Origin of the sequence: Methylocapsa polymorpha (assembly GCF_045689225.1) — a bacterium.
GTDB classification, from domain to species: Bacteria; Pseudomonadota; Alphaproteobacteria; order Rhizobiales; family Beijerinckiaceae; genus Methylocapsa; species Methylocapsa polymorpha.
Genome location: NZ_CP136862.1, coordinates 2332124 through 2355240, shown reverse-complemented (window position 1 = coordinate 2355240; position 23117 = coordinate 2332124). Strand labels below are relative to the sequence as shown.

The following is a 23117-nucleotide window of genomic DNA, read 5'->3' as shown; positions in this document are numbered from 1 at the left end:
GGCCAAACATCATGGACGTTGGCCGATGATGAACCTCGCCGAATATCGCCGGTCCGCGACGCGCCTTGCGGATTTCCTGCCCTGGGCCGCCCTGGTCGGCAAGGGCGTCGTCCTCAACAAGGATGGATCGCTCCAGCGCACCGCCCGGTTCCGCGGACCGGACCTCGACAGCGCCGCGCCCGCCGAGCTCGTCGCCGCAGCCGGCCGGCTCAACAATGCGCTGCGCCGTCTCGGTTCCGGCTGGGCCGTGTTCGTCGAGGCGCAGCGCCATCCGGCCTTCCATTACCCGGAAAGCCGGTTTCCGGACGCGGCTTCGGCGCTGGTGGACGCCGAGCGCAAAGCCGCCTTCGAGGAAGAAGGCGTTCACTTCGAGTCCAGTTACTTCCTCACCTTCCTCTACCTGCCGCCCGCCGAGGACGCCGCGCGCGCCGAGCGCTTTCTCTATGAAGGCCTCGAAAGGGCAGAGGGCGCCAATGCCCGCGAGGCGCTGCGCGGATTCGTCGACCGCATCGGCCGCATCCACCAGCTCGTCGAGGGCTTCATGCCCGAGAGCCGGTGGCTCGATGACGCCGAGACGCTGACCTACCTGCATTCGACCACCTCGACCAAGCGCCAGAACGTCCGCGTTCCCGAGATCCCTATGTATCTCGACGCGCTGCTCGCCGATCAGCCGCTTGCCGGCGGGCTGGAGCCGAGACTCGGGGATGCGCATCTCCGCGTTCTCACCATCGTCGGTTTCCCCACCGCGACCACGCCAGGCGTTCTCGACGAGCTGAACAGGCTCGCCTTCGCCTATCGCTGGTCGACGCGGGCGATCATGCTCGACAAGACCGACGCCGTGAAGCTGCTGACCAAGATCCGGCGGCAATGGTTCGCCAAGCGCAAGTCGATCGCCGCCATCCTCAAGGAGGTAATGACCAATGAGGCGTCGACGCTGCTCGACACGGACGCGCACAACAAGGCGATGGACGCGGATGCGGCGCTCCAGGAACTGGGCTCCGATCTAATCGGCGAGGCCTATGTCACCGCGACGGTCGCCGTCTGGGACAATGATCCGCGCATCGCCGACGAGAAGCTCCGCCTCGTCGAGAAAGTGATCCAGGGCCGCGACTTCACCTGCATGGCGGAAACGGTCAACGCCGTCGACGCCTGGCTCGGAAGCCTGCCCGGCCACGGCTACGCAAACGTGCGTCAACCGCCCATCTCGACGCTGAACCTCGCCCATATGATCCCGCTCTCGGCAGTCTGGGCGGGGCCGACGAGCGACGAGCATTTCAAGGCGCCCCCCCTGTTCTTCGCCAGAACGGAAGGCTCGACGCCGTTCCGCTTCGCGCTGCATGTCGGCGATGTCGGGCATACGCTGGTGGTCGGCCCGACCGGCGCCGGCAAGTCGGTCTTGCTGGCGCTTATGGCGCTGCAGTTTCGCCGCTATAGACGAAGCCAGGTGTTCGCCTTTGACTTCGGCGGTTCGATCCGCGCCGCCGCCCTCGCCATGGGCGGCGATTGGCATGATCTCGGCGGCGCGCTCTCCGACGATGCATCCGAACCGGTCGCCTTGCAGCCGCTTGCGCGGATCGAGGATATAGCCGAGCGCGGCTGGGCGGCGGAATGGATCGCCGCCATCCTGACCCGAGAGAAGATCAGCGTCACGCCCGATCTGAAGGATCATCTCTGGTCGGCGCTGAGATCCCTCGCCAGCGCGCCGGTCGGTGAGCGGACCTTGACCGGCCTGTCGGTGCTGCTGCAGTCGCAGGCTTTGAAGCAGGCTTTGCAGCCCTATTGCCTCACGGGCCCCTATGGCCGCCTGCTTGACGCCGAAGTCGAGCGCCTTGGCGATGCAAACGTTCAGGCGTTCGAGACCGAGGGTCTGATTGGCGCGAGCGCCGCGCCCGCCGTCCTCGCCTATCTCTTCCATCGCATCGAAGCCAGGCTCAACGGCCGGCCAACCTTGCTGATCGTCGACGAAGGCTGGCTCGCCCTCGACAACGAGGGCTTCGCCGGCCAGCTCCGCGAATGGCTGAAGACCCTTCGGAAGAAGAACGCCAGCGTCGTCTTCGCGACGCAGTCGCTGGCCGACATCGACGGCTCTGCGATTGCGCCCGCCATTATCGAGAGCTGTCCAACCCGTCTCTTCCTGCCGAACGAGCGCGCGATCGAGCCGCAAATTGCCGCCATCTATCGGCGGTTCGGCCTCAACGATCGCCAGATCGAGATCCTCGCCCGCGCGACGCCGAAGCGCGACTATTACTGCCAATCGCGGCGCGGCAACCGCCTGTTCGAGCTGGGCCTCGGCGAGGTCGCGCTCGCCTTCGCCGCCGCATCCTCGAAATCCGACCAGGCCGCGATCGAGCAGGTTCTCGCCGAGCACGGCCGCGAGGGCTTCGCGTCTGCCTGGCTGCGGCTGCGCGACGCCGGCTGGGCCGCCGACTTCATTCCGAACCTCGCCAATCTGGAGAGACCGATATGACCAAGCTTCGTCCTCTGGCGGCGGCGAGCCTGCTCGCCCTGTCGCTTGCGCTCGCCGCGCGGCCGACTTCCGCGCAAATGGTCGTCTTCGACCCCAGCAATTTCTCCCAGAACGTGCTGACCGCCGCGCGCGAGCTGCAGCAGGTGACGAACCAGATCACCTCGCTTCAGAACCAGGCGCAGATGCTGATCAATCAGGCGCGCAATCTCGCGCGCCTGCCGTATTCCGCGCTGCAGCAGCTTCAATCCTCGATCCAGCGCACCCAGCAGCTCCTCGCGCAGGCGCAGAACATCGCCTACAATGTTCAGCAGATCGACCGCGCCTTCCAGACAACCTATGGAGGCGCGAACGCAGGCCAGTCCAATCAGGCGCTGATCGCCAACGCGCAAGCGCGCTGGCAAAATTCCGTCGCGGCTCTGCAGGATGCGATGCGGGTGCAGGCGGGCGTCGTCGGCAATCTCGATACAAATCGCACCCAGATGTCAACGCTGGTGACGTCGAGCCAGTCGGCGACAGGCGCGCTTCAGGCGGCTCAGGCGGGCAATCAGATCCTCGCCCTCCAGGCGCAGCAGCTAGCCGATCTCACAGCCGCCGTCGTCGCGCAAGGACGCGCTCAGAGTCTGCAAGCCGCGCAGCAGGCTACCGCACAGGACCAGGGGAAGGAGCAGCTTCGACGCTTCCTGACGCCGGGCGCCGGCTATCAGTCCAGCACAATCACCATGTTCCACCAATGAGGGCGCGCGTAAACGCGACAACGATCGTGAGGATCGGGGCGATGGGTTTCGTCATGCTGGCGCTCGCGGCGGCGGCCATCGAACTCCGGCGGTGCGACGATGGGCCGGACGTCGCGACATCGTCGACGCCGGCCGTGGCCAATGCTGATCCGCGCCGGGATGCGCTGATCCATTGCCAGGAACTTGGCGAGGCCGGCGCCCATGATCCTAACTGTCTGCGCGTCTGGGCCGAGAACCGCCGCCGCTTTCTTGGGGATGGCGTCCGGCCGCTGGAGCGTCCGCCGATCGACATGTTCACAGGCGCGCCGCCGACGGCGGGCGGCGCGGCCGATCCGACGACCGATCAGCCGCGGGCGCCGTAGACGATGGGCGGCGTCGGCGTCATCGACCGTTTCCTCGCGGTCTTCACCCAATATATCGACAGCGGCTTCGGCCTGCTCGGGAGCGAGGTCGGGTTCATCGCCGCCACGCTGAGCGTCATCGATCTGACGCTCGCCGCGCTCTTCTGGGCCTGGGGCCCGGATGACGACATCATCGCGCGCCTAGTCAAGAAGACATTGTTCGTCGGCGTCTTCGCCTATCTCATCGGCAATTGGAACAATCTCGCCCGCATCATTTTCGAGAGCTTCGCGGGTCTCGGATTGAAAGCGTCGGGAACGGGCTTCGCGGAAGCCGACTTCCTGCGCCCCGGCCGCATCGCCCAAGTCGGGCTCGACGCCGGACGGCCGCTCCTCGACTCGATTTCCGGCCTGATGGGCTATGTCTCCTTCTTCGAAAACTTCATCCAGATCGCCGTCTTGCTCTTCGCCTGGGCGATCGTGCTGCTCGCCTTCTTCATTCTCGCGATCCAGCTTTTCATCACCCTGATCGAGTTCAAGCTGACGACCCTCGCGGGGTTTGTCCTCATCCCGTTCGGCCTGTTCGGCAAAACCGCCTTCGCCGCCGAGCGCGTCCTCGGCAATGTCATCTCCTCTGGCGTCAAGGTGATGGTGCTCGCCGTCATCGGCGGGATCGGCTCGACCCTCTTCTCTCAATTCACCTCAGGCGTTGGCGGCGCGCAGCCCTCGATCGACGACGCCATGGCGATCGTGCTGGCTGCCTTGTCGCTCCTTGGCCTCGGGATATTCGGTCCTGGCGTCGCCAATGGCATTGTCTCGGGCGGTCCGCAGCTTGGCGCAGGCGCGGCGATCGGCACTGGCCTCGCGGCCGGCGGCGTTATCGCGGCGGGCGCGGGTCTCGCCGCCGGCGGCGCGGGCCCCGCAGGCGGGCAATCGCGGGCCGCGCGGGGCGGTGCGGCGCTCGCCGGCGGCGCGGCGGCAGCCTATCGCGCGGGGGCGCGTCCGGCGTCCTAACCGCCGGCCTCTCCAAAGGCGGAGAGGCGATCACCAGCCCGCTGCGCCGCGCCGCCGCCAGTCTCACGTCGAGTTTCGAAGCCGGCGGTCGGGCCGTGACGGGGAAGCGGCGGGCGCGGAAACGAGCGTCGCCGTCGCCTCGGGCCAATCCCTGTCGGCCGAGGGCCCGCCCGCTTGGGCGACACGGATGCGGCGCTCCCAGACCATCAGCCATGGAACGTCGGCGGCGACCCATGCCGTCAAGTCTGGTGACGGCGGCGGCGCCGGCGCGTCCGTCGATCTTTCCGAGGGGGAATAGAATATGTTCCAACGACCATCGGTGCGCTACGGGCGCACCCCCGAGCCCGAGACGCCCTATCAGAAGGCCGCCCAGGTCTGGGACGAGCGCATCGGCTCCGCCCGCGTTCAGGCGAAGAACTGGCGGCTGATGGCCTTCGGATCGCTGTTCCTCTCCGCCGGCCTCGCCGGCGGCCTCGTCTGGCAAGCGGGGCAAGGCGAGATCACGCCCTGGGTGGTGCAGGTCGACAAGATCGGCCAGGCGCAGGTTGTGGCGCCGGCCGATGCCGATTATCAGCCGACCGATCCGCAGATCGCCTATCACCTGGCTCGCTTCATCGAAGATGTGCGCGGGCTGCCGGCCGACGGCATCGTCCTTCGCCGGCAATGGCTGCGCGCCTATGAATATACCACCGATCGCGGCGCGGCGGCGCTCAACGACTACGCCCGGGCCAACGACCCCTTCGCAAATCTCGGCAAGGCGCAGATCTCCGTTGAAGTTTCCAGCGTCATTCGCGCCTCGCCCGACTCCTTTCGGGTCGCCTGGATCCAGCGCCGTTACGAGAACGGCAGCCTCGGCTCCACCGAGCGCTGGACCGCCATCCTCACAATCGTGATCCAGAGCCCGCATGACGCCGATCGCCTGCGGAAGAACCCGCTCGGAGTCTATGTCAACGCCATCAACTGGTCGAAGGAGCTGGGGCAATGAACTCGCGGTCTTTCCCCAATCACGCTCTTCTCACTGTTGGCACCGCCGGCTCTCCGGCTCCGGGCAAAGCATCGGTTCCGGCTTCCCGTAAAGGCGCATGTCTGGCTTTGCTGCTGTCCGCCTCTGCGCTGGCCGGCTGCGCGCAAAAGCCGCCGGAGATCGCGCTCGATGATGCAGCGGAAGCCGCGACGCTCGAACCCGCGCCGCCAGTGCCCATGCGGGTCGTCGAATTGCCGAAGCCGCTGCCGCTTCCGGGCCAACTGAAACCCGTCCCTGCCGGGAAGGCTCCGCCGGAGCCGGGCGATCCGACGGTCCGCGTCAACCAGGCCAACGCCGCCGCCCGCGTTCAGCCCGTGCGCGACGGCTTCATCAACGCCGTGCAGGTCTATCCCTTCCTGGACGGAGCGCTCTATCAAGTCTATGCCGCGCCCGGCGAGATCACCGACATCGCGCTTCAGGAAAGCGAGCAGCTCGTCGGCTCCGGTCCGGTCGCCGCCGGCGACACGGTGCGCTGGATCGTCGGCGATACGGAGAGCGGCGCGGGCGCGAGCAAACGCATCCATATTCTGGTGAAGCCGACCCGGCCGGACCTCGTCACCAATCTCATCATCAACACGGACCGGCGCACCTATCTCCTCGAGCTGCGCTCGACCGAGAAAACCTACATGGCCTCGGTCTCCTGGCAATATCCGCAGGACCAGCTCATCGCGCTCCGCCGCCAGAATGCGGCGGCCGCGACCGCGGCGCCGATCGACGCGGGCGTCGATATCGCGAAACTGCGCTTCCGCTATCAGATCACCGGCGACAATCCGCCTTGGCGGCCGCTCTCCGCCTTCGACGACGGTTCGAAGGTTTATATCGAGATGCCGCGCGGCCTCGCGCAAGGCGAGGCGCCGCCGCTCTTCGTCATCGGCGCTGAAGGCGACGGCCAGCTCGTCAATTACCGCGTCCGGCAGAACTATTACATCGTCGATCGGCTCTTCGCCGCCGCCGAGCTTCGCTTCGGCGGCGAGCATCAGCAGATCGTCCGTATCTCCCGAACCGATGGGAGGCCAAGATGAGCGACGGCCGGGAGGAGGAAGAAGGCCTTGAGCCGGCGCGGAGGAAGGAGCCGCCAAGCCCGGCCTTCCGCCTTCGGCCGGAGCGGCCGCGCGTCACCCGCTTGTCGCGCAAGGTGCTGGCCGGCGGAGCGGCGGCGGCGCTCCTCGCAGTATCCGGCGCGGTGATTTGGGCCCTGCAGAGCAAGAACAACCACGGCGCCGCGCCGGAAGAGCTCTACAGCATCGACCACCGCGCCACGGCGGACGGGCTCGCGAGCCTGCCGCGCGACTATGCTGGCGTTCCGAGGCAAGCGCCCCCGCTGGGACCGCCCCTCCCGGGCGATCTCGGCCGGCCCATCCTCAACGCCCAAGGGCAACCGAGCGCAGAAGGCATTTCCGCCATGGCTCCCGACCCTGAGGCTCAGAGGCGGGCGCAGGAGATCGAAGCGGCCCGGCTCAGCCGGCTCTTCGCCTCCACCAATATCCGCGAGCTTCCAATTCCGACGATTGGCCCAGCCGCGCCGTCGCCCGACGCGGGCGTGGGATTCGGACAGGCCGCGCAGCCCTCCACCGACGCCGCTTTTGCGCAGAATGGCCAGGACCGCAAGCTCGCCTTCGTCAACGCCGCGGTCGATCGGCGCACCACCAGCCCCGACCGGCTGGCCGCGCCGGCATCACCCTATGTGGTTCAGGCGGGAACGATCATTCCTGGCGCGCTGATCACCGGCATCCGCTCCGATCTTCCAGGCCAGATCACGGCCCAGGTGACGGAGAATGTCTATGACAGCCCCACCGGCCGCTCGCTGCTGATTCCGCAAGGCGCGCGCCTCATCGGCCAATATGACAGCCAGGTCGCCTTCGGTCAGACGCGCGTGCTGCTGGTCTGGACGCGGCTCATCCTGCCCGGCGGAAAATCGATCGTGCTGGAGCGCCAGCCTGGCGGCGACGCCGCCGGCACTTCCGGCCTCGAGGACCAGGTCGATGATCATTGGGGCGCGCTGTTCAAGGCGGCGCTGCTCTCGACCCTCCTCAGCGTCGGATCGGAGGTGGGCGTGAGCAACAATGAGAACAGCCTCGTTCAAGCGATCCGCAGCGGCGCCTCCCAAAGCTTCAATCAGACCGGCCAGCAAATCGTCGGGCGCAATCTGAACATTCAGCCGACGCTGACGATCCGGCCGGGCTTCCCGGTCCGCGTCATCGTCAATCGCGATCTGGTGCTCGAGCCCTACCAAGGCTGAGGGGGAGCAGATGGCCAAACTCAAACTCGGCGCGCTGACCGATGACAAGCCCGTCAAGATCGCGATCGAACTTCCCGCTTCGGTCCACCGTGATCTCGTCGCCTATGCCGACGCTTTGGCGCGCGAAACCGGCCAGCCCGTGAGTGAACCGGCCAAGCTCATCGCGCCCATGTTGGCCCGCTTCATCGCGAGCGATCGAGCCTTCGCCAAAGCGCGAAACGTCAGGAACCAATCTCAGGCCGCGGCAGCGCCGGACGGCCCGACGACAGGGACCGAGCCAGGCTGAGAAGCCGCCGCAGCGCCGGATTGTCATTGCCCGGCAGCCAGACGGCGCTATAGGGCAAGATATCCGCCGATGTCGCGAGCGGCCGGAACACGACGTCAGGATAGCGCGTCGCCATCCCCGCCTCGCTGATGAGGCTGACGCCAAAGTTGAGCCCGACCAGGACCAACAAGGTCTCGCGGTCGACGCGATAGCGCTCAACCGAAGGGCTGCGCCCGAGCTCCGCCAGCCGTTGGACAATATAGTCATGGATCTCCGGACCTGGCGCGCCCCGGCTGACGATAAAATGCTCGTCCTTCAGCTCTTCCCAATCAATTTCGTCTTCGTGGGCGAGAACATGCCGCTGAGGCAAAGCCACAAAGACCCGCGCCTTCCACAGCGCGAGAGCGTCGCAATGCGACGCCTGGGGCGTCCCGGTGACGAAGGCGATATCGAGCTGGCGCTCCGTGATCCGCGCGATTTGCTCGCGTGTGGAGCCTTCGACAAAGTCCGTAGCGATGGCAGGATGGGAGTCCCAATAGGCGCTCAGCAATTCGCGAACAAAGCCGGCCGACAGCGACGACACGACGCCGATCCGTAGCAAGCCCTCGGCGCCGCGCCCGGCGCTGCCTGCGGATTTTATAGCGTAATCGATCTCGGCGAGCGCCGAACGGGATCTTTCGAGAAACCGCCGACCGGCCTCGGTCAGTCGGATTCCGCCCGCGTCTCGCTCGAACAAGGATACGCCGAGCTCGTCCTCCAGCTCTTGCACGCGGCGGCTCACCGCCGATTGCCGGACTCCAAGAATTTGCGCCGCGCGGCTGAAGCTCAAATGTTCGGCGACGACAAGCGCCTGAGAGATCGATGCGAGCTTAACCACGCGCCAGTGTCCAATCCATATGTATTTGCAATACATCACATGAATATCTGACACATGAACTTTGGCAAAAGAGCGGCGATGAACTCCTACTCAAGCTGTTCCGGCAAGCGCGAGTTCCAGCCGCTTTGGGATCGCACCGAGCGCCTGACGGCGTACAGCGTGCTTTTCGAGGGCGACCGCGTCATCCGCGTTCACGGCTCGAAAGCGCTTTCTATCGAGAGGCTGACCCAACCGATGCGGCGATGTCCGCCATCGATCGAAACAACAGAAACGAATCGTCTTTGGACGGGATAAAGCCGCGTCTCAGCCAAAAAGCGGCCGCCTCGGGATCCACAGCGCGGACGATGAGCGCGCGTCCGCCGATAAGCCTTGCGGCAGTCACGCAGCGAAGAAGCGCATGTTTCAGCAGGCCACCGCCAACTCCTTTGCCAGCCCAACTCTGGTCAGTCGCCAGTTGGCCCAGGAGCAAGCAGGGAACTGGGTCTGGCGGTTGGCCCGTGCGGATGGAACGTGGCAGGACCGATGGCGTGATGGACGCCGGCGCAAGGCCGTAATAGCCGACGACTCGATGGTTCTCATGGACAACAAGCACCGCCGTGAACCCCTTCTGCTGGTTCGATAGCGCGCGGGTCTTCAGCCAGTTGTCGAGGGCGGGCTTGCCACAAGAGAATGCGGAAACATCATGCGTCTCCGTTATCGGCTCGGGCGCGGAAAGGGCCAAGGCGTCCGCGCTTACTTTCTCGAACCGGCTTCTTCCCAAGGCGCCGGCCGCTGAATGAGTTCCACAATCTCCGGCACGGGCACGGCCGGCCCGGAAAGCGCCGCCATGAACGCGTCGAATCCTCCCGGAGTCATGCGGATGGGGGTGTTTTCCATCAGCACTTCTTCGGCGGCCCGGACGGCGGCCTCACGGACGAAATCCGTCCTTGAACGCCCGCGAAGACTGGCCGCGCGGTCAATAATGGCGATATCGGCTTCGGGAAGCCGCATTGACAACGGATGTTCCTTTTTCTCAGCCGCGCGGGACATTTGAAGCCTCCTTGAATTCCGAGGAAGATAATGCCGCGTAGCGCATTTTGCAATACGTTCGCCAAGCTTGCTTTTCTTCTTGTCTTCTTGGGATTCCGGCTCGACCATTATCAGGGCGCCGGAGCGCGGCTTTCCCAGCCGGAGGCAGCGTCACGCGCCGCGCCGCGCCGACGAAAAGGCCTCTGTGTCCACGATTGCCGCCTCAACCCGATTCTTGCCTCCCATTGCCGTGACGATCGAGCTAGCGATCATATTCGCCGCACGTCGCAACGGGTCGGCGTCGAGATGCGCATATCTTTGAGTTGTTGCGGCCTGCGAATGGCCAAGCAGCTTGCCCACGATGGGCAGACCCAATGACGCCCCAGCGCCTATGCTCGCAAACGAATGCCGGAGGTCATAGAGACGAACGCCCTCGAGCGCTGCGCAACGCCTCACCGCCACCCACGGCCGGTTGAGATCAGCTCGCGGCGTGTCGAGGCTCTTGCCGGTAATCACAAAGCGACAGCCCATGAGCCTGGGCAGGCCAGCGAGAACGTCGAGCGCAGGCCCGCCAATAATGACGCATTTGCGGCCGGTCTTGCTATCCGGCAAAAACAGAGCGCCGCGTTCGAAATCCACATGCGACCATTCGAGATCGAGGACTTCTCGCGGGCGCATGCCAGTCAAAATCAAAAGGCGGATCGCTGCGATCCCAAACGGATCCAAAATGTTGCGCCGGTTCTCTGGCTTTGCGCCATGTTTCGATTGCGGCTCCGCCTCCGACCAAGGGAGGCCCTCTGTTTCCGCAAGGCGCAAGGTATCGCCGAGGCGGGCCAATTCGTCGCTCGACAAAAAACGCTCGCAACTCTTCTCGGGAAAGCGCTCAAGGCGAGCCGCGGGATTTCTTGTGAACTCCGCTTCGTCGCGCCGAGAGGCCCAACCCCAAACGGCGGAGATGACCGAGATCACAAGGTTCGCCTGACGCGGCGTCCGCCGCAAACTCGAATGCAGGCGCGCCACATCGGCGCGACTCACATCGACGATTCGCTTGGCGCCAATCGCCGGCAAGACATAAGTGTCGAGCAGCCGCCCGTATTCAACCGCCGTCTTGGGCTTTCGCTTTGCCGCAACATGATGTTCCATGAAATCCGCGGCGATCTCACGGAACGTGCGCACGGCGCGCGCCGCCTTGCGTTCGGCGATTGGGTCTCCGCCCGATTCGACCTCGCCGAGCAAGATCGTCGCCTGCGAACGGGCTTGTTCGGCGGTCATTGGGCCATAAAGCCCGATCTTCGCCTTCTGCGAGCGGCCGTGCCGCTTCCACTGCGCAACAAAGGTCTTGCGTCCGGATGGCAAAACGACAACCCCGAACCCGCGCAATGCGTCGTCCCAGAGAATGTCCATCGCCTTGCCGGTCGGACAAAGCAGCTTGTCGACGTTTGTTTTGTTGATCCTGCCCTTGGCCAAGGCCCCGTCCCTCAAGGTAAACAAGATTAGATTTTAGAAGCGTATTAGAAGCCGTTCAAATAAAATCAGGGCGTATTCTGGAGAACAGTAGCGAAGCTTGTTTGTCATAAGTGATTGATTTATAGGGAAAACGGAAACTGCGTCGTAGAATAGCGAAGTATAGATTCACGCTTTGTAATCAGTAGGTCGCGGGTTCGACTCCTGCAACCGGCACCAAATCCCCGTCCACAAGCATCCAAAGCCGTCCATAACTAGCTTAAAAACAGTATGTTATGCCCTAATAGGCATCCAAGAACGTCTCAGGGCGTGTGTTGGTATCCGCGCAAAAAGTTGGTACATTCGTTGGTACAGCGTCGATACCAACAAATGAGATACCAACATGGCTCTCACCGATATCGAAATTCGCAAAGCCAAGCCCGGCCCCCGCCTCATCAAGCTCTCGGACGGCGGCGGGCTGCAACTTTGGATCATGCCGGATGGCGCAAAGCGCTGGCGTCTCGCCTATCGGTTCGCCGGCGGCCAAAAATTGCTCGCGATCGGCGTTTACCCCGAGATCGGCCTACGCGAGGCGCGGGACGCGCGGGAAGAGGCCAAGCGCCTCCTGGCTAACGGACAAGACCCTTCGCTCGCCAAGAAGCTGGCCAAGGCTGCGAATGTCGCCGCTTCCGCCAACACGTTCGACGCCATTGCCGACGAGTTAATAGACAAGAAGAGGCGAGAGGCGAAGGCCGAAAGCACTTTGACCAAGCTCGAATGGCTTTTGAGCCTTGCCCGTCCCGCCATAGGCATGCGCCCGATTTCGGAGATAAGCGCGCCGGAAGTCTTGGCGATCCTCCGAAGCAGCGAATCGCGCGGCCGCCATGAAACCGCGAAGCGGCTCCGCGACCATCGGCGAGGTCTTCCGTTACGCGGTCGCGACCGGGCGCGCCGATGCCGATCCAACCGGCGCCTTGAAGGGAGCCTTGGCCGCTCCGACCGTTCAACATCGCGCAGCGATCATCGAGCCCAAAGCATTCGGCGGGCTTCTCCGCGCCATCGCGGCCTATGAGGGCGCGCCGGAAACGCAGGCCGCGCTCGAATTGCTCGCCCTGACCTTCGTTCGCCCAGGCGAGCTTCGCGCGGCTGAATGGACGGAATTCGATCTCGACGCGAGCGTCTGGTCGATACCGGGCGAGAAAATGAAGATGAAGCGCCCGCATCGCGTACCGCTTGCGCCGCACTCCATCGGCATCTTGCTGGAACTTCAAGCGATAACGGGCCACGGGAAATTCCTTTTCCCGTCCGTCCGCTCGGCGGTGCGCTGCATGAGCGAAAACACTATCAACGCCGCCCTTCGTCGTCTTGGCTTCGAAAAAGACGAAATGACCGGCCATGGTTTCCGCTCGGCGGCGTCTTCGATGCTGAACGAAAGCGGCCTTTGGAACGCAGACGCCATCGAGCGCCAACTCGCCCATGTCGATAATGATAGCGTCCGCCGCGCCTATGCCCGCGCCGATTATTGGGAAGAGCGCGTCCGCATGATGGCTTGGTGGGCCAACCGCTGCGATGAATTACGGCGGGGCGGAATTGTGGTTCCGATCCGAGCGTGAACCTTTTGCACCCAATTTGGAAGGCGGATTGCGGCGGTTAAGCACGGATGATCCGCAAGCGTTATCGTAGATTCATGCTTTTCGATTGAAGCAGTTTCGGCGGCGTCGCCCGAGATGGTTTCTCGGTTTTTGGACAATCTAATCTGAGCGCCTGGAGCCGTTCTTCAATCATACTCCAAGGGACAATAGTTCGAATCGTGGCGCATCGTCTCGGTAGAGTTCTACCAGCTGCGAGACAGGCATTAGCCGCCTCTTCTACAATTGCTTTTGGCGCACCGACGCCTTCCCCAAGCCAAAGAATCATGGGTGGGCACATAATATGATTGTAAACAAAATCGGCCGTTCGGCCCTGGTAAACTTTGCGATCATAGGCCCCTGGTCCATCGTATTCACTGAGCCACCCCAGCCAATGCTCCTTCTGGTGACGATACCACGCCTTTTTCGGCCGCTTGCTCCGAGCGGCAAGAGCTTCGGTCAGCGAATCTGTAACTGGTCCTGAAGGAGAGAGGCTCTCAATCAGCAACATCAATTCCTTTGGCGTCATAATCGCATTCCAGCCAAAGAGCGTGGCCAATCCTCCGAGGCCCGCCGATCTCTTCAAGCGCACCAAATGCACACAAAGCTTCCGACAATTCAACTCCCGCGTCATAGGTCAAACTGAGGGCGCGCTCGGATAAATATGTCCGCACGTGCGGCGGTCTGCGCGGTCGCGCAAAGGATCGGCGCGAGGGATGGGGCGCAGATATTCAGCGCCAGCCCGAAAGGTCAAGCGGCCGCCTTTGCTTTGACCTGGGCGAGAGTCTCGACAAGAATCTTCACTTCTGTCGGAGTGAACACGCCACTCACGCCCTGATCATCCACGTCAGTAAAAGGACTTTCATATAGGCGTCGGGGGTCCATGACGCCGCGATCCATCAGATAGTCGATGATCAGGTCGACAAATTCGATTTGATTGGCGGAAAGCGTTCGTCCCGATACGAAATCAGCAAGCGCTTGCTTCGCAGCCTCTCTGTCGAGGCCAATGAGGGATCGGACGAACAACCCAAGCCCCCCTTCGCCGCGAATGCGTTCAAGATCTTCGGGGCTTGCAACGGATTCAGTGAGGAATATCCGCTCCAGCTCCGTAAGGTCTTGGGGCGTCAATTGCTCATTGCGCCGAAGCTTTTGAATCGTGATGTGATTCTCGTGCTGGGTCAGGAAGTGGCGGACCTTCATCAGAAACCGCGCCTTATCCGTGCCCGCGCCGATATTCGGGAGCGCCACATCGATCGCAGCGCCAATTTCGTCCTGAAAGTCAGTGTAGACGATCTTGCGTTCTTTTGGCTCAATCAGCTTGACCAATTGGCGTAACCGGCGGCGCACATTCTCTAGGATTGGCAGGTTAATATCCTGCCAGAACTCGTCGGTCTGCACGTCCAAGATTAACGTCATTACAGCCGCAACCATGGGAACGTTGCCTAATTCCTCCAGCTGGGAAGCAATGCCCATGATCCTAGCCTGGTGGTTCACTAGCGCCGGATCGGCGCGCAATATCGCCAGCTGTGCAAGCAAAACCAGGTAATCGAATTGTTTGGCGGCGAGATCATCGTCCTCGTAAGAGCTAGGAAGCCCGGCGATATGCTCGGTCAGCTCCGCCCGGTCGTCGGGTCCAAGCGGGTCCCAAGCATTCCGGGCCTGGAACTTTTCAACGAAACGTCGTTTGGGGCGGACGATGAAGTTGTCGAGACTCATGCCGGTCACTTCGTCATACAGGCGATCAATGACCGACTGGCGGAGACTGCTGAGTGTTTCATCGGCCTCCTGTTGTTGGGCAATTTCGCCAACTAGTTCGACGCGGGTTTTGAACAGCTTGGCTCCAAGGGAGATGCCGAGAGCGCCCTCAGTTATGGCCGGATTCTGGTTGAAGAACTCGAAATTTTGGCAAAAGTCGAAGACAAGGAAGTGCTCCTTGTGGCGGCCAGGGCCGAACAAGTCGGCGCTGAGCCGCGTGCCCCGGCCGATCATTTGCCAAAACTTGGTCTTCGAGCGGACGATCTTGAAAAAACGAGATTGACCACTTCCGGCACATCGATGCCCGTGTCGAGCATATCCACCGAAATGGCTATGTGGGGGGCTTTGACCGGGTTCGAGAAGTCGTCAATCAGCGATTGGGCGTAGGTGATCTTATGCTCGATCACCCGCGCAAAATGGCCCTTCAGATGCGGATAGTTGGCGTCAAACCGTTCTGCAATAAATTGGGCGTGGTCTCTGTTTTTCGCAAAAATAATCGTCTTGCCCAGCCGATCGCCTTCTTCGACCTTGAGGCCGTGGGTCATCACATGCTCAAGCACCTTGTCGACGGTGTCGGCATTGAACAGCCATTTATTGACGGCGGAGGCGTCGACGCTGTCGGGGATCTCGCCATCCTCAGTCCATTCCAGAGCGTCCCAGGCTTCCTTTTCCTCGTCCGACAGGTCGTCGTAGCGGATGCCTTCGCGCTGAAACCTGAGGGGCACCGAGACGGCCTTCGGAGGCACGAGATAGCCATCGGCGACGGCTTCTTCGAGGTCGTAGGAATCCGTCGGAACGCCCCGCTCCAATTCGAAAAGCGAATAGGTGTCGCGGTCGATTTCATCGCGAGGGGTGGCGGTTAGCCCGACCAAAAGGCTATCGAAATAGTCGAAGATGGCTCTGTATTTGCGATAGACGGACCGGTGCGCTTCATCGATGACGATCAGGTCGAAATGTCCCGAGCCGAAACGGCGCACGCTGTTTTGCACCTCATCGATCAACCCCACCATAGTTGGGTAAGTCGAGACGAACACGCGCCCTTCCGTCTGCTTATCGGTCACCAAATTGACGGGCGCGGCATAAGGCATATGCGTCTTGAAGGCGCCCACGGCCTGATTAACAAGGGCGACGCGGTCCGCGAGGAAGAGAGCGCGCTTCACCCAATTGGCTCGCATCAATTGGTCAATCAGCGCAATGACGGTCCGGGTCTTGCCTGAGCCGGTCGCCATGACCAGCAGCGCCTTGCGTTGATGATCCTTTTCAAAGGCTTCGCCGATGCGCCGAATAGCGCGGGCCTGATAGAAACGGCCTGCAATGCTCGAATCTATTTCGACGCTGGCGAGCGATCGCCGCGTGGTCCGACGCTGATGCAATAACATCAGCTCGTCCTTTTTCAGAAAGCCTTGCACCGAACGGGGTGGATAGCTCGCATCATCCCAAATCCAATGATCGTAGCCGTTCGTGTAAAAAATGATCGGGCGCTCGCCATAGGCCGTTTGAAGGCAATCGGCGTACAACTTTGCCTGTTGCTGACCGATGCGGGCGTCGCGCTTCGTCCGCTTGGCTTCCACCAAAGCCAACGGTTTGCCATCATCGCCCCACAGAACATAGTCAACAAAGCCTTCACCGGTTTCGTTCGGCATGCCGGCAACCGGGAATTCGCGGTCGCGGGTTTGATCGAGCGGCCACCCGGCCTCGTGCAACAGAAGGTCGATAAAAGCGTCGCGGGTCTGCGCCTCATTGTAGTCGTGCGCATCGGGAACGGCGGCGTTCGCCAGCTTGATCGCCGCGATTTCGGCGCGCAGCCGGGCGTTCTCGGCTTCGATCTCCGCGCGTTGGGCCTCGGTTTGAGCGCACGCGGCTTCCGCCTCTTCGCGGGCTTTGGCCTGGTCGGCGAAGCGCCTGGCGATCTCTTGCAGGCGTCCGAGAGTGGTTGCTTCGACTTGGGCGGTTCGCGGCAGCGCCTCGACGGAAAATTGAAGCGCGGCGTCCGGTTTGGCGCCCTTGGCGTAGGTGTGGACCAGCCAATAGCTGAAATGAAACAATTCGCGCAGCGCTGTTGCGGCTGATTGGGGAGGGACGGCCCGCGTGTCATGCACGGCGCGGTTGCCCTCGTCCTTGATGAGGCGCGCCTTGGCGACGCGATCCCGACCGACGACGGCGCGGAAACTCGGTTCAGAAATCAAGGCCGACAAGGCATTGTCGTAGGGCGTCCGCAGCGCCTTATCGCGCTCGTACATCCATTTGACGGCCGTCTCCAAGGCAAGCCGCGCATAGAAACAAGCTGCGCGTGGATCAGAGAAAGCGACGCCTTCCGCCCTCCGGGCGTGGTCATAGACCGGAGAGAATTCAGGCTGGAGGAAGGCGAATTGCGACATAGCGGCCTTCCTATAATTCGCCCGCAAAGGCCCGGTGTTGGAGGGAAGAAAAGAGATGCTCGGTTTGGACTAAATAAGCCGCTGTGCTTAACTGAGTAGTCTTTAGACGCAAAAGGCGCTCGGCGAATTTGTGTTGAAGGTGGATCGGTGGCAGGAACATTTTAATCTTCACCATTCGCTTTAGTCCGAGATCCTGATTGCCAATTCCATGAGTCAGTGTTTGAGACTGGCGGTAGCAGTACGAGCTGTTGAGCATTGCCGCCAACCAATAGGGGGCGATGAGATCTCGGTTAGGCTTGAGTAGCGCGATGTGGACCCAGATCGCTATTTCGAGATCAAAATCCACAACCGTGGCGATGCCAGTGGTTCCCCCCTTCGTATAAAGTATGTCACCCGCTTCCGGCTTACACTTGCGCCATTGAATTCCGGCACTTTCGGAGGAGATGTACTTGAGATCCTCCCAACACACACCACTTGGCCGGATGTGGCGCGCAGAGAGGAAAGGAATGCCAGTATCGGAATATTCGGGGCTTACGTGGGGGCCGTCTGATACTGAGTGCACCACGTCGCCGAGCACCCCTTCCCGCCATTCCATGGGATTTTTGGCAGGATCTCCGAACATTTCATAGAATATCGCCTGTTCTAACTGATTGAGCCTATCAACGGCGCGCTGCCGTAGCAGTCGAATTTCGTCGGCCTGATCGAGGATAGCCGCGATGCGCTTCTGCTCGTCGAGCGGGGGGACGGGAATACGTGTTCCGAGAAATTCCTCACGATTCACATGCTGCATTGTCGAACCGTGAGCATATTTGCCCATATCTTCGAGCGCTTTCACCAACATCAGCCGAAGATAGTCTTGTCGAATTTTTTTCACATCCGGGACAACCTTGAAAATGTGCTGATTCAGTAGCGCAGTATCCGGCTCATTCCATTCAAACACGCCGAGGGACGCCGACCAAGAAACCAATAAGGTTCCTGGCTCTACGTCATACTTCGATGCAACTTGTCTAGTAGTGCGGTTAAAAGGTTTTGTTGGGTCAGTTAGATTTTGAATTCGAATTATCCGCCTTCCTACTTCGCCCCAATCGTTTGGCTTGAATGCCGCACCATTAATAAATTCCGCCACTTCGCCTAAATCCACTGTCTTCATCCCAGCATTTCCTCAAGCCTGGTGAGACCGCTGGAAATCTCCGTCTCCAAGGCCCGTAAGTCGCGGATGATATCGGCCGGCGCTGCGTGGAGCTGGTCTTCGTGCTCTACTTTCTTGTAGCGGTTGAGCGAGAGGTCATAGGTGCTGGAGGCGGCAATCTCCGCCTTCGGCACAGAGAAACTCTGCGCCGTGCGCGGACGCTTCTTCTCTGCGCTGTTCCGCTCGTCCCAGCGCATCAAAACATCGGGAAGATTGTTCTTGGCGTGCTCCTCCTCGCTCAACGCCTCGCGTGGGCAAGCCCCCTGTTTCTCAGCAGGCAGAAGGGCCGCGCGCTTATCGTCCAGCGAATAGCCATCGGCTTGCAGGTCATAGAACCAAACATTGTCCGTGCCGCCGACGCCGGTCTTGGTGAACACGAGAATGGCGGTTGAGACGCCCGCATAGGGCCGGAACACGCCCGAAGGTAGTTTTACTACGGCGTCGAGCTTATGGTCCTCCACCAGCATGCGGCGCAGTTTTTGGTGGGCATTTGAAGAACCAAACAGCACGCCATCCGGCACGATGATGGCGGCGCGGCCGCCCGTCTTCAAGAGGCGAAGAAATAGGGCGAGGAAGAGCAGCTCGGTCTTCTTGGTCTTGACGATCTGCTGAAGGTCCTTGGCGGTCGCCTCGTAGTCGAGCGACCCCGCGAACGGCGGATTGGCCAAGACCAGAGAATAGGTCCCGGCGTCGGCTGTGTGGTCCTGGCCCAAACTATCGCGGTAGGAAATGTCCGGGTTCTCGACGCCATGAAGCGTCATGTTCATCGACCCGATGCGCAGCATGGTCGGGTCGAAATCGAATCCATGAAACATCCGTGTATGAAAATGCTTGCGCTGCTTCTCGTTGCGGAAAAGCGCGGGATGGCGCCGGCGCAAATATTCTCCGGCGGCGACCAGAAAGCCGCAAGTGCCAGCCGCCGGGTCGCAAATCACGTCATTGGGCGTTGGTTCGGTCAATTCGACCATCAGCTGGATGATATGGCGCGGCGTGCGGAACTGGCCATTTTGTCCGGCGCTGGCGATCTTACCCAGCATATATTCGTAGACATCGCCCTTGGTGTCGCGGTCCTCCATCGGAATCTTGTCGAGCATTTCGACAGCCTTGGCGAGCAAAGCCGCATTGGTGAAACCCAAGCGGGCGTCCTTCATGTGGACGCCATAGCTCGATCCTTCTTCGCCCAAGGTGCGGAGGAAAGGAAAAACATGGTCGGCGACCACGGTCATCATCTCACGTGGCTCGAAATTCTTGAAACGCGACCAGCGCATATCCGCATAGGCTCGGCCCCGTTCGTCGGCGCCATCCGGGAACACGCGGCGCTCCATCGGAATGCCAAGGGTTTCCGCCTTGTTTTCTTCGAGCGTATGCAGATCATCAAGCCGCTTGATGAACAGGAGGTAGGTGATTTGTTCGATCACTGAGAGAGGATTCGATACGCCGCCGGACCAGAAGGCGTTCCAAATTTGATCGACCTGATTGCGGATTTCACCAGTCAGCATTGTAGAGCGCTTCCACTAAATTAAGGTCGACTGCTTCGGCTGATCCCCATCGGGACCTGCCGGCCGGGTCGGAAGCTGCGCGATTTCTTGCCCCGCCTTTTCTTCGGCGACGCGGATGTCATAGGCGCTTTGCAGGTTGAGCCAAAACTGCGCGCTTGTTCCGAACCAATGGCCAAGACGCAGGGCGGTGTCGCCAGTGACGCCACGGCGACCATGGATGAGCTGCGTTACGCGATTAGCCGGGACGTTGATCTGACGCGAAAGCTCTGTTGGCGTGACGCCAAGCTCCGACAGCTCGTCGGCAAGGATTTCTCCAGGGTGGACGGCGGGACGCGGCATGGCTCAAATTCCTCTCAATGGTAGTCCACGATTTCAACATTCGACGGACCGGCTGAGTCTTGAGGCCACTCGAAGCAAATCCGCCACTGCATGTTGATGCGGATGCTGAATTGGCCTGCCCGGTCGCCTTTCAGGACTTCGAGGCGGTTGCTGGGCAAAGCCCGCAAATCCTCAAGACCCGTCGCGGCGTCCAGGATTTCGAGGCGCTTGTAAGCCTGCCGGTCGAAACCCTGAAACTCCCGGACAAATTCGCCCCGCGCGAAAGCTTCGGTTCGTCTGTCCCGGTAGCTCAGAATCATGCTTTGAGACTAAAGCATCGTGACGATTTACGTCAAGCGTAAACACCGTATATTTTGAAAGGCTTATAGCAGGCCGAACACCAATATTTTTGATTCCGTTGGCAGAAAAGCGAGCAGCTGCTTTGCAGCCCCAGGACAATAACGCTAGCGTAGGCGTCGCCAGGCTGCTTGCATATGCGATCCTCGCGGCATGGGGCCAAAACTGACCACGTCATTGTCGCAGCTGATGATCGTGAGCGCTTCACGTCATCGCCGAATTATCAACGTATCCGACCGCCTAAATCAATGGTCATGGCAACTAGCTAAAAATTTAACACTTCCGGCCCGATTTTATTGTTGGCGCAATCGGCCTTTGTGGCCGGCGCACCTAACCAGGGTCAGGTCGTCGAAGGCCGAACAGATCAACAAACAGCCCCAATGGCTGACCTCGACTGGGTTCCCGCTGGCGTGGAGGCCGCCCTGGCTCGGACGTAGAAAGGGCCGACCTTGCGGCCTTCGTCGCGCAAGGTCTCGATATCAGTCGGAATCTCGCGTCGCGATGGCTGCAGATCGAAGCGGCCGGCTCCGGCTACGGGAATCCTCAGTGCGGTGGCGAAGTCATAGACTTCGGCTCATAGGCATATTATATATATTCTGCTTACATTATGTATATATCCCGCTATTGCATAATTAATACATTACTATATTGTTTACGCATACGGCATGCCTAAATAATGCAGTATACATGACGCATACTACTTACATTACTTGACACTTTGCGCAATATGCCGTATATGACAGTCAGAGTATGCTCACAGCTATGTGCATACGGGTCAATTTGCGGTGGCAGAATGTCAGATTCAAACATTGTGAGCCTCAGAGACAGAATTTCTTTGCGCATCGACGAAGTTGTTAGCGCGTCTGGACTTTCAAGAAGCTCAATCTATAAATTATTGAAATCAAATGAACTACCATCTCGGATAGTTGCGGGACGGCGGCTTATTCTCAAAGATGATCTAGAAAATCTAATCGCAGGGACGCCTCCTTCGTATACAGGAGGGTCGTTAAAAGTCGATCGGCACGCGAACCCAAGAGATTAATTTTCCATCGTTCGTCTTGTTATCAACCATGACTATTACGGCAAATATGAAAAACTTTAGGCGCACATTGGAGGCGCAGAATGAACTTTCCGGTCAAAAACAGACCTCTTTTTTCAGCAGAAACACTGAATGTCGTATGTATCTGCCTTGCGGAACACAGGACCCCTGATCGGCCATTCCTGATAGCTGCGCAATTCGAAGACGGCTCCGTCATACCTCTCGCCTATGAAGCCGATATCGGAAAGGCGTACCGCTATGCGGGAAAAATCGCCCGCGATTGCGGCGTTTCGGCGCAAATAATTTTACACCCGAAGAGGCTGGAAGATGAGTGAGGGGTTGACTGCCGACTATGTCGCGCCGCCTTTATCGCCGAACGATTATGGCTACGTCTCGATCTCGAAAACTTTGCCCAATGTAAAGCCACATCAATTCATCTTTGACGGCCAAAATCACAGTGCTCCGGCGCCGACGATTGTAAAAGGGCTCGTGCCAACCGAAGGAATTTGCTTCATCGCTGGCCAGTCCGGTGCGGGCAGAACGTTCATAGCGATTCATTTGTCGGTTTGCGCTGCGAGCGGCAGGAGTTTTTTCGGGCGAAAAATAAAGGAACGGTGCGGAAGCGTCATTCTTGCGGCTGAAGGGGAGGGCGGGATTCAGGCGCGGATCGATGCAGCGAAGGAAGCCCTTGGCATCGCGGGCGCGCTCCCGATCGCATGGCGCGCGGTAAACGATAACCTTCCAGAGGCGCGTCGCCTGCGGCAAGTCATCGAAGACCTGAAAGACCTAAGCCAGAAATTTCGAAACCAAGACGGTGTTCGTCTTGGCGTGATCTTCGTCGACGCCATTGGAGCAGCGTTCGGGCTCGAAGACGAAAATAATGCCGCGCAGGTAAATGCCGCAATGCGCGCGTTGCGACAAATCGGCAACGCAGTCGGCGCCGTCATTATTCCGGTGCACCATTATGGTAAAGGCAAAGCGGCTGCGGCGGGCATGCGAGGTTCAAGCGCGTTCCGGGGTGCGGCCGACGCCATTTTATCCGTTTTGGTTGACCGGAATGAAGAGTCGGGCAAATCAACCAATCGATCTTTAGCCTTGGCGAAGGCGAGAGAAGGCGAGGAAGGACCGATCTCTTCATTCGAACTCAGGTTCGTTCGCCTCGGGTTTGACGAAGACGGGGAACCGTTCGGCTCATGCGTCATCGACCCAAGCGACGCACCGGCGGCCGCCAAGAAGGACGTTGGCTCCGAACTAACCCGGACCGCAACAAGAGCGCTCAAAGCCCTGCAGGAAGCGATCGTCGAGCGCGGTAAAATCCTGCCAGCCTCAGATCCTATCTTGGCTAGCGTCAAGACCGTCACAATCGACGAGTGGCGCGAATATGCCTTTAGGCGTGGGATAACCACTTCTGATCAGACAAGAGCCAAAAATATTGCTTTCCAGCGCGCATTGAAGGTTCTTTTGGACACGGGCTCAATCGCGAAAAGTGAGCCCTACGTATGGCTGATTTGAAGGGCACAACGATGGGGAACAAACGAAACAAAT

Annotated in this window: 22 protein-coding genes and 2 pseudogenes; 13 read left to right on the top strand and 11 right to left on the bottom strand. The window is 60.6% G+C overall.

What is annotated here, in order from left to right; translation table 11 throughout:
• Positions 1-25: 25 nt before the first annotated feature.
• From trbE to RZS28_RS10780, 8 genes and pseudogenes are all read left to right on the top strand, one after another.
• A complete protein-coding gene (trbE, locus tag RZS28_RS10815) occupies positions 26-2467 on the top strand; it encodes a conjugal transfer protein TrbE (protein WP_407337769.1) in 2442 nt (813 codons plus the stop codon).
• On the top strand, positions 2464-3201 hold the full coding sequence (gene trbJ / locus RZS28_RS10810) for a P-type conjugative transfer protein TrbJ (protein ID WP_407337768.1): 738 nt from the start codon (positions 2464-2466) through the stop codon (positions 3199-3201). The genes trbE and trbJ overlap by 4 nt, the downstream gene beginning before the upstream one ends.
• 41 nt (positions 3202-3242) lie before the next feature.
• Positions 3243-3563 (top strand): putative entry exclusion protein TrbK-alt, encoded by a 321-nt coding sequence (gene trbK-alt, locus RZS28_RS10805; protein WP_407337767.1) that lies wholly within the window; start codon positions 3243-3245, stop codon positions 3561-3563.
• Positions 3564-3566: 3 nt separating this feature from the next.
• A pseudogene (trbL, locus tag RZS28_RS10800) lies at positions 3567-4851 on the top strand (P-type conjugative transfer protein TrbL).
• Between the two features lie 3 nt (positions 4852-4854).
• Complete coding sequence (gene trbF / locus RZS28_RS10795; protein ID WP_407337766.1) at positions 4855-5538, top strand: conjugal transfer protein TrbF; 684 nt, start codon at positions 4855-4857, stop codon at positions 5536-5538.
• Positions 5535-6599: a P-type conjugative transfer protein TrbG gene (gene trbG, locus RZS28_RS10790; protein ID WP_407337765.1), complete on the top strand. Its 1065-nt coding sequence runs from the start codon at positions 5535-5537 to the stop codon at positions 6597-6599. The genes trbF and trbG overlap by 4 nt, the downstream gene beginning before the upstream one ends.
• Positions 6596-7816: a TrbI/VirB10 family protein gene (locus tag RZS28_RS10785; protein ID WP_407337764.1), complete on the top strand. Its 1221-nt coding sequence runs from the start codon at positions 6596-6598 to the stop codon at positions 7814-7816. The genes trbG and RZS28_RS10785 overlap by 4 nt, the downstream gene beginning before the upstream one ends.
• A gap of 10 nt (positions 7817-7826) precedes the next feature.
• Positions 7827-8102 (top strand): DUF2274 domain-containing protein, encoded by a 276-nt coding sequence (locus RZS28_RS10780; RefSeq protein WP_407337763.1) that lies wholly within the window; start codon positions 7827-7829, stop codon positions 8100-8102.
• Here RZS28_RS10780 and RZS28_RS10775 read toward each other — a convergent pair.
• The 4 genes from RZS28_RS10775 to RZS28_RS10760 form a co-directional block, all read right to left on the bottom strand.
• Positions 8038-8958: a LysR substrate-binding domain-containing protein gene (locus RZS28_RS10775; RefSeq protein ID WP_407337762.1), complete on the bottom strand. Its 921-nt coding sequence runs from the start codon at positions 8956-8958 to the stop codon at positions 8038-8040. The two genes, RZS28_RS10780 and RZS28_RS10775, sit on opposite strands and share 65 nt — an antisense overlap.
• Positions 8959-9169: 211 nt before the next feature.
• The gene (locus tag RZS28_RS10770) at positions 9170-9679 is read right to left on the bottom strand and encodes a GNAT family N-acetyltransferase (protein WP_407337761.1); all 510 of its coding nucleotides are present in this window, start codon (positions 9677-9679) and stop codon (positions 9170-9172) included.
• An 11-nt stretch (positions 9680-9690) separates the two neighbouring features.
• The gene (locus tag RZS28_RS10765; protein WP_407341103.1) at positions 9691-9987 is read right to left on the bottom strand and encodes a DUF1778 domain-containing protein; all 297 of its coding nucleotides are present in this window, start codon (positions 9985-9987) and stop codon (positions 9691-9693) included.
• Between the two features lie 150 nt (positions 9988-10137).
• Positions 10138-11433 (bottom strand): tyrosine-type recombinase/integrase, encoded by a 1296-nt coding sequence (locus tag RZS28_RS10760; protein ID WP_407337760.1) that lies wholly within the window; start codon positions 11431-11433, stop codon positions 10138-10140.
• Positions 11434-11812: 379 nt separating this feature from the next.
• On the opposite strand from RZS28_RS10760, the pseudogene RZS28_RS10755 reads away from it, so the two are divergent.
• Together RZS28_RS10755 and RZS28_RS10750 are read left to right on the top strand one after the other, a co-directional pair.
• A pseudogene (locus RZS28_RS10755) lies at positions 11813-12259 on the top strand (tyrosine-type recombinase/integrase); the annotation flags it as partial.
• Positions 12260-12293: 34 nt separating this feature from the next.
• Positions 12294-13022 carry a tyrosine-type recombinase/integrase gene (locus RZS28_RS10750; RefSeq protein WP_407337759.1) on the top strand — a complete coding sequence of 243 codons (729 nt, stop codon included), beginning with the start codon at positions 12294-12296 and terminating at the stop codon, positions 13020-13022.
• A 61-nt stretch (positions 13023-13083) separates the two neighbouring features.
• Here the strand turns inward: RZS28_RS10750 and RZS28_RS10745 are convergent, their stop codons facing one another.
• From RZS28_RS10745 to RZS28_RS10715, 7 genes are all read right to left on the bottom strand, one after another.
• A complete protein-coding gene (locus tag RZS28_RS10745) occupies positions 13084-13566 on the bottom strand; it encodes a hypothetical protein (protein ID WP_407337758.1) in 483 nt (160 codons plus the stop codon).
• 221 nt (positions 13567-13787) lie between these two features.
• Positions 13788-15026, bottom strand: a complete 1239-nt coding sequence (locus RZS28_RS10740) for a type I restriction-modification enzyme R subunit C-terminal domain-containing protein (RefSeq protein ID WP_407337757.1) — start codon at positions 15024-15026, stop codon at positions 13788-13790.
• The gene (locus RZS28_RS10735) at positions 15023-17170 is read right to left on the bottom strand and encodes a DEAD/DEAH box helicase family protein (RefSeq protein ID WP_407337756.1); all 2148 of its coding nucleotides are present in this window, start codon (positions 17168-17170) and stop codon (positions 15023-15025) included. Before RZS28_RS10735 ends, RZS28_RS10740 begins: the two co-directional genes overlap by 4 nt.
• Positions 17171-17180: 10 nt before the next feature.
• Complete coding sequence (locus RZS28_RS10730) at positions 17181-18320, bottom strand: restriction endonuclease subunit S (RefSeq protein ID WP_407337755.1); 1140 nt, start codon at positions 18318-18320, stop codon at positions 17181-17183.
• The gene (locus RZS28_RS10725) at positions 18317-19858 is read right to left on the bottom strand and encodes an N-6 DNA methylase (RefSeq protein WP_407337754.1); all 1542 of its coding nucleotides are present in this window, start codon (positions 19856-19858) and stop codon (positions 18317-18319) included. The genes RZS28_RS10730 and RZS28_RS10725 overlap by 4 nt, the downstream gene beginning before the upstream one ends.
• 15 nt (positions 19859-19873) lie before the next feature.
• A complete protein-coding gene (locus tag RZS28_RS10720) occupies positions 19874-20197 on the bottom strand; it encodes a HigA family addiction module antitoxin (protein WP_407337753.1) in 324 nt (107 codons plus the stop codon).
• Between the two features lie 14 nt (positions 20198-20211).
• On the bottom strand, positions 20212-20496 hold the full coding sequence (locus RZS28_RS10715) for a type II toxin-antitoxin system RelE/ParE family toxin (protein WP_407337752.1): 285 nt from the start codon (positions 20494-20496) through the stop codon (positions 20212-20214).
• A 764-nt stretch (positions 20497-21260) separates the two neighbouring features.
• Here RZS28_RS10715 and RZS28_RS10710 point away from each other — a divergent pair.
• From RZS28_RS10710 to RZS28_RS10700, 3 genes are all read left to right on the top strand, one after another.
• Entirely contained in the window at positions 21261-21575 is a 315-nt protein-coding gene (locus RZS28_RS10710; RefSeq protein ID WP_407337751.1) for a helix-turn-helix domain-containing protein, read from the top strand.
• Between the two features lie 80 nt (positions 21576-21655).
• The gene (locus RZS28_RS10705; RefSeq protein ID WP_407337750.1) at positions 21656-21907 is read left to right on the top strand and encodes a hypothetical protein; all 252 of its coding nucleotides are present in this window, start codon (positions 21656-21658) and stop codon (positions 21905-21907) included.
• On the top strand, positions 21900-23084 hold the full coding sequence (locus tag RZS28_RS10700) for an AAA family ATPase (protein ID WP_407337749.1): 1185 nt from the start codon (positions 21900-21902) through the stop codon (positions 23082-23084). Before RZS28_RS10705 ends, RZS28_RS10700 begins: the two co-directional genes overlap by 8 nt.
• Positions 23085-23117: the final 33 nt, after the last annotated feature.

Coding starts and splice junctions, on each gene's coding strand:
- trbE (WP_407337769.1), top strand. CDS start 26: ATGATGAACCTCGCCGAATATCGCCGGTCCGCGACGCGCCTTGCGGAT.
- trbJ (WP_407337768.1), top strand. CDS start 2,464: ATGACCAAGCTTCGTCCTCTGGCGGCGGCGAGCCTGCTCGCCCTGTCG.
- trbK-alt (WP_407337767.1), top strand. CDS start 3,243: ATGGGTTTCGTCATGCTGGCGCTCGCGGCGGCGGCCATCGAACTCCGG.
- trbF (WP_407337766.1), top strand. CDS start 4,855: ATGTTCCAACGACCATCGGTGCGCTACGGGCGCACCCCCGAGCCCGAG.
- trbG (WP_407337765.1), top strand. CDS start 5,535: ATGAACTCGCGGTCTTTCCCCAATCACGCTCTTCTCACTGTTGGCACC.
- RZS28_RS10785 (WP_407337764.1), top strand. CDS start 6,596: ATGAGCGACGGCCGGGAGGAGGAAGAAGGCCTTGAGCCGGCGCGGAGG.
- RZS28_RS10780 (WP_407337763.1), top strand. CDS start 7,827: ATGGCCAAACTCAAACTCGGCGCGCTGACCGATGACAAGCCCGTCAAG.
- RZS28_RS10765 (WP_407341103.1), bottom strand. CDS start 9,987: ATGTCCCGCGCGGCTGAGAAAAAGGAACATCCGTTGTCAATGCGGCTT.
- RZS28_RS10750 (WP_407337759.1), top strand. CDS start 12,294: ATGAAACCGCGAAGCGGCTCCGCGACCATCGGCGAGGTCTTCCGTTAC.
- RZS28_RS10745 (WP_407337758.1), bottom strand. CDS start 13,566: ATGACGCCAAAGGAATTGATGTTGCTGATTGAGAGCCTCTCTCCTTCA.
- RZS28_RS10740 (WP_407337757.1), bottom strand. CDS start 15,026: ATGATCGGCCGGGGCACGCGGCTCAGCGCCGACTTGTTCGGCCCTGGC.
- RZS28_RS10735 (WP_407337756.1), bottom strand. CDS start 17,170: ATGTCGCAATTCGCCTTCCTCCAGCCTGAATTCTCTCCGGTCTATGAC.
- RZS28_RS10730 (WP_407337755.1), bottom strand. CDS start 18,320: ATGAAGACAGTGGATTTAGGCGAAGTGGCGGAATTTATTAATGGTGCG.
- RZS28_RS10725 (WP_407337754.1), bottom strand. CDS start 19,858: ATGCTGACTGGTGAAATCCGCAATCAGGTCGATCAAATTTGGAACGCC.
- RZS28_RS10720 (WP_407337753.1), bottom strand. CDS start 20,197: ATGCCGCGTCCCGCCGTCCACCCTGGAGAAATCCTTGCCGACGAGCTG.
- RZS28_RS10715 (WP_407337752.1), bottom strand. CDS start 20,496: ATGATTCTGAGCTACCGGGACAGACGAACCGAAGCTTTCGCGCGGGGC.
- RZS28_RS10710 (WP_407337751.1), top strand. CDS start 21,261: ATGCCGTATATGACAGTCAGAGTATGCTCACAGCTATGTGCATACGGG.
- RZS28_RS10705 (WP_407337750.1), top strand. CDS start 21,656: ATGAACTTTCCGGTCAAAAACAGACCTCTTTTTTCAGCAGAAACACTG.
- RZS28_RS10700 (WP_407337749.1), top strand. CDS start 21,900: ATGAGTGAGGGGTTGACTGCCGACTATGTCGCGCCGCCTTTATCGCCG.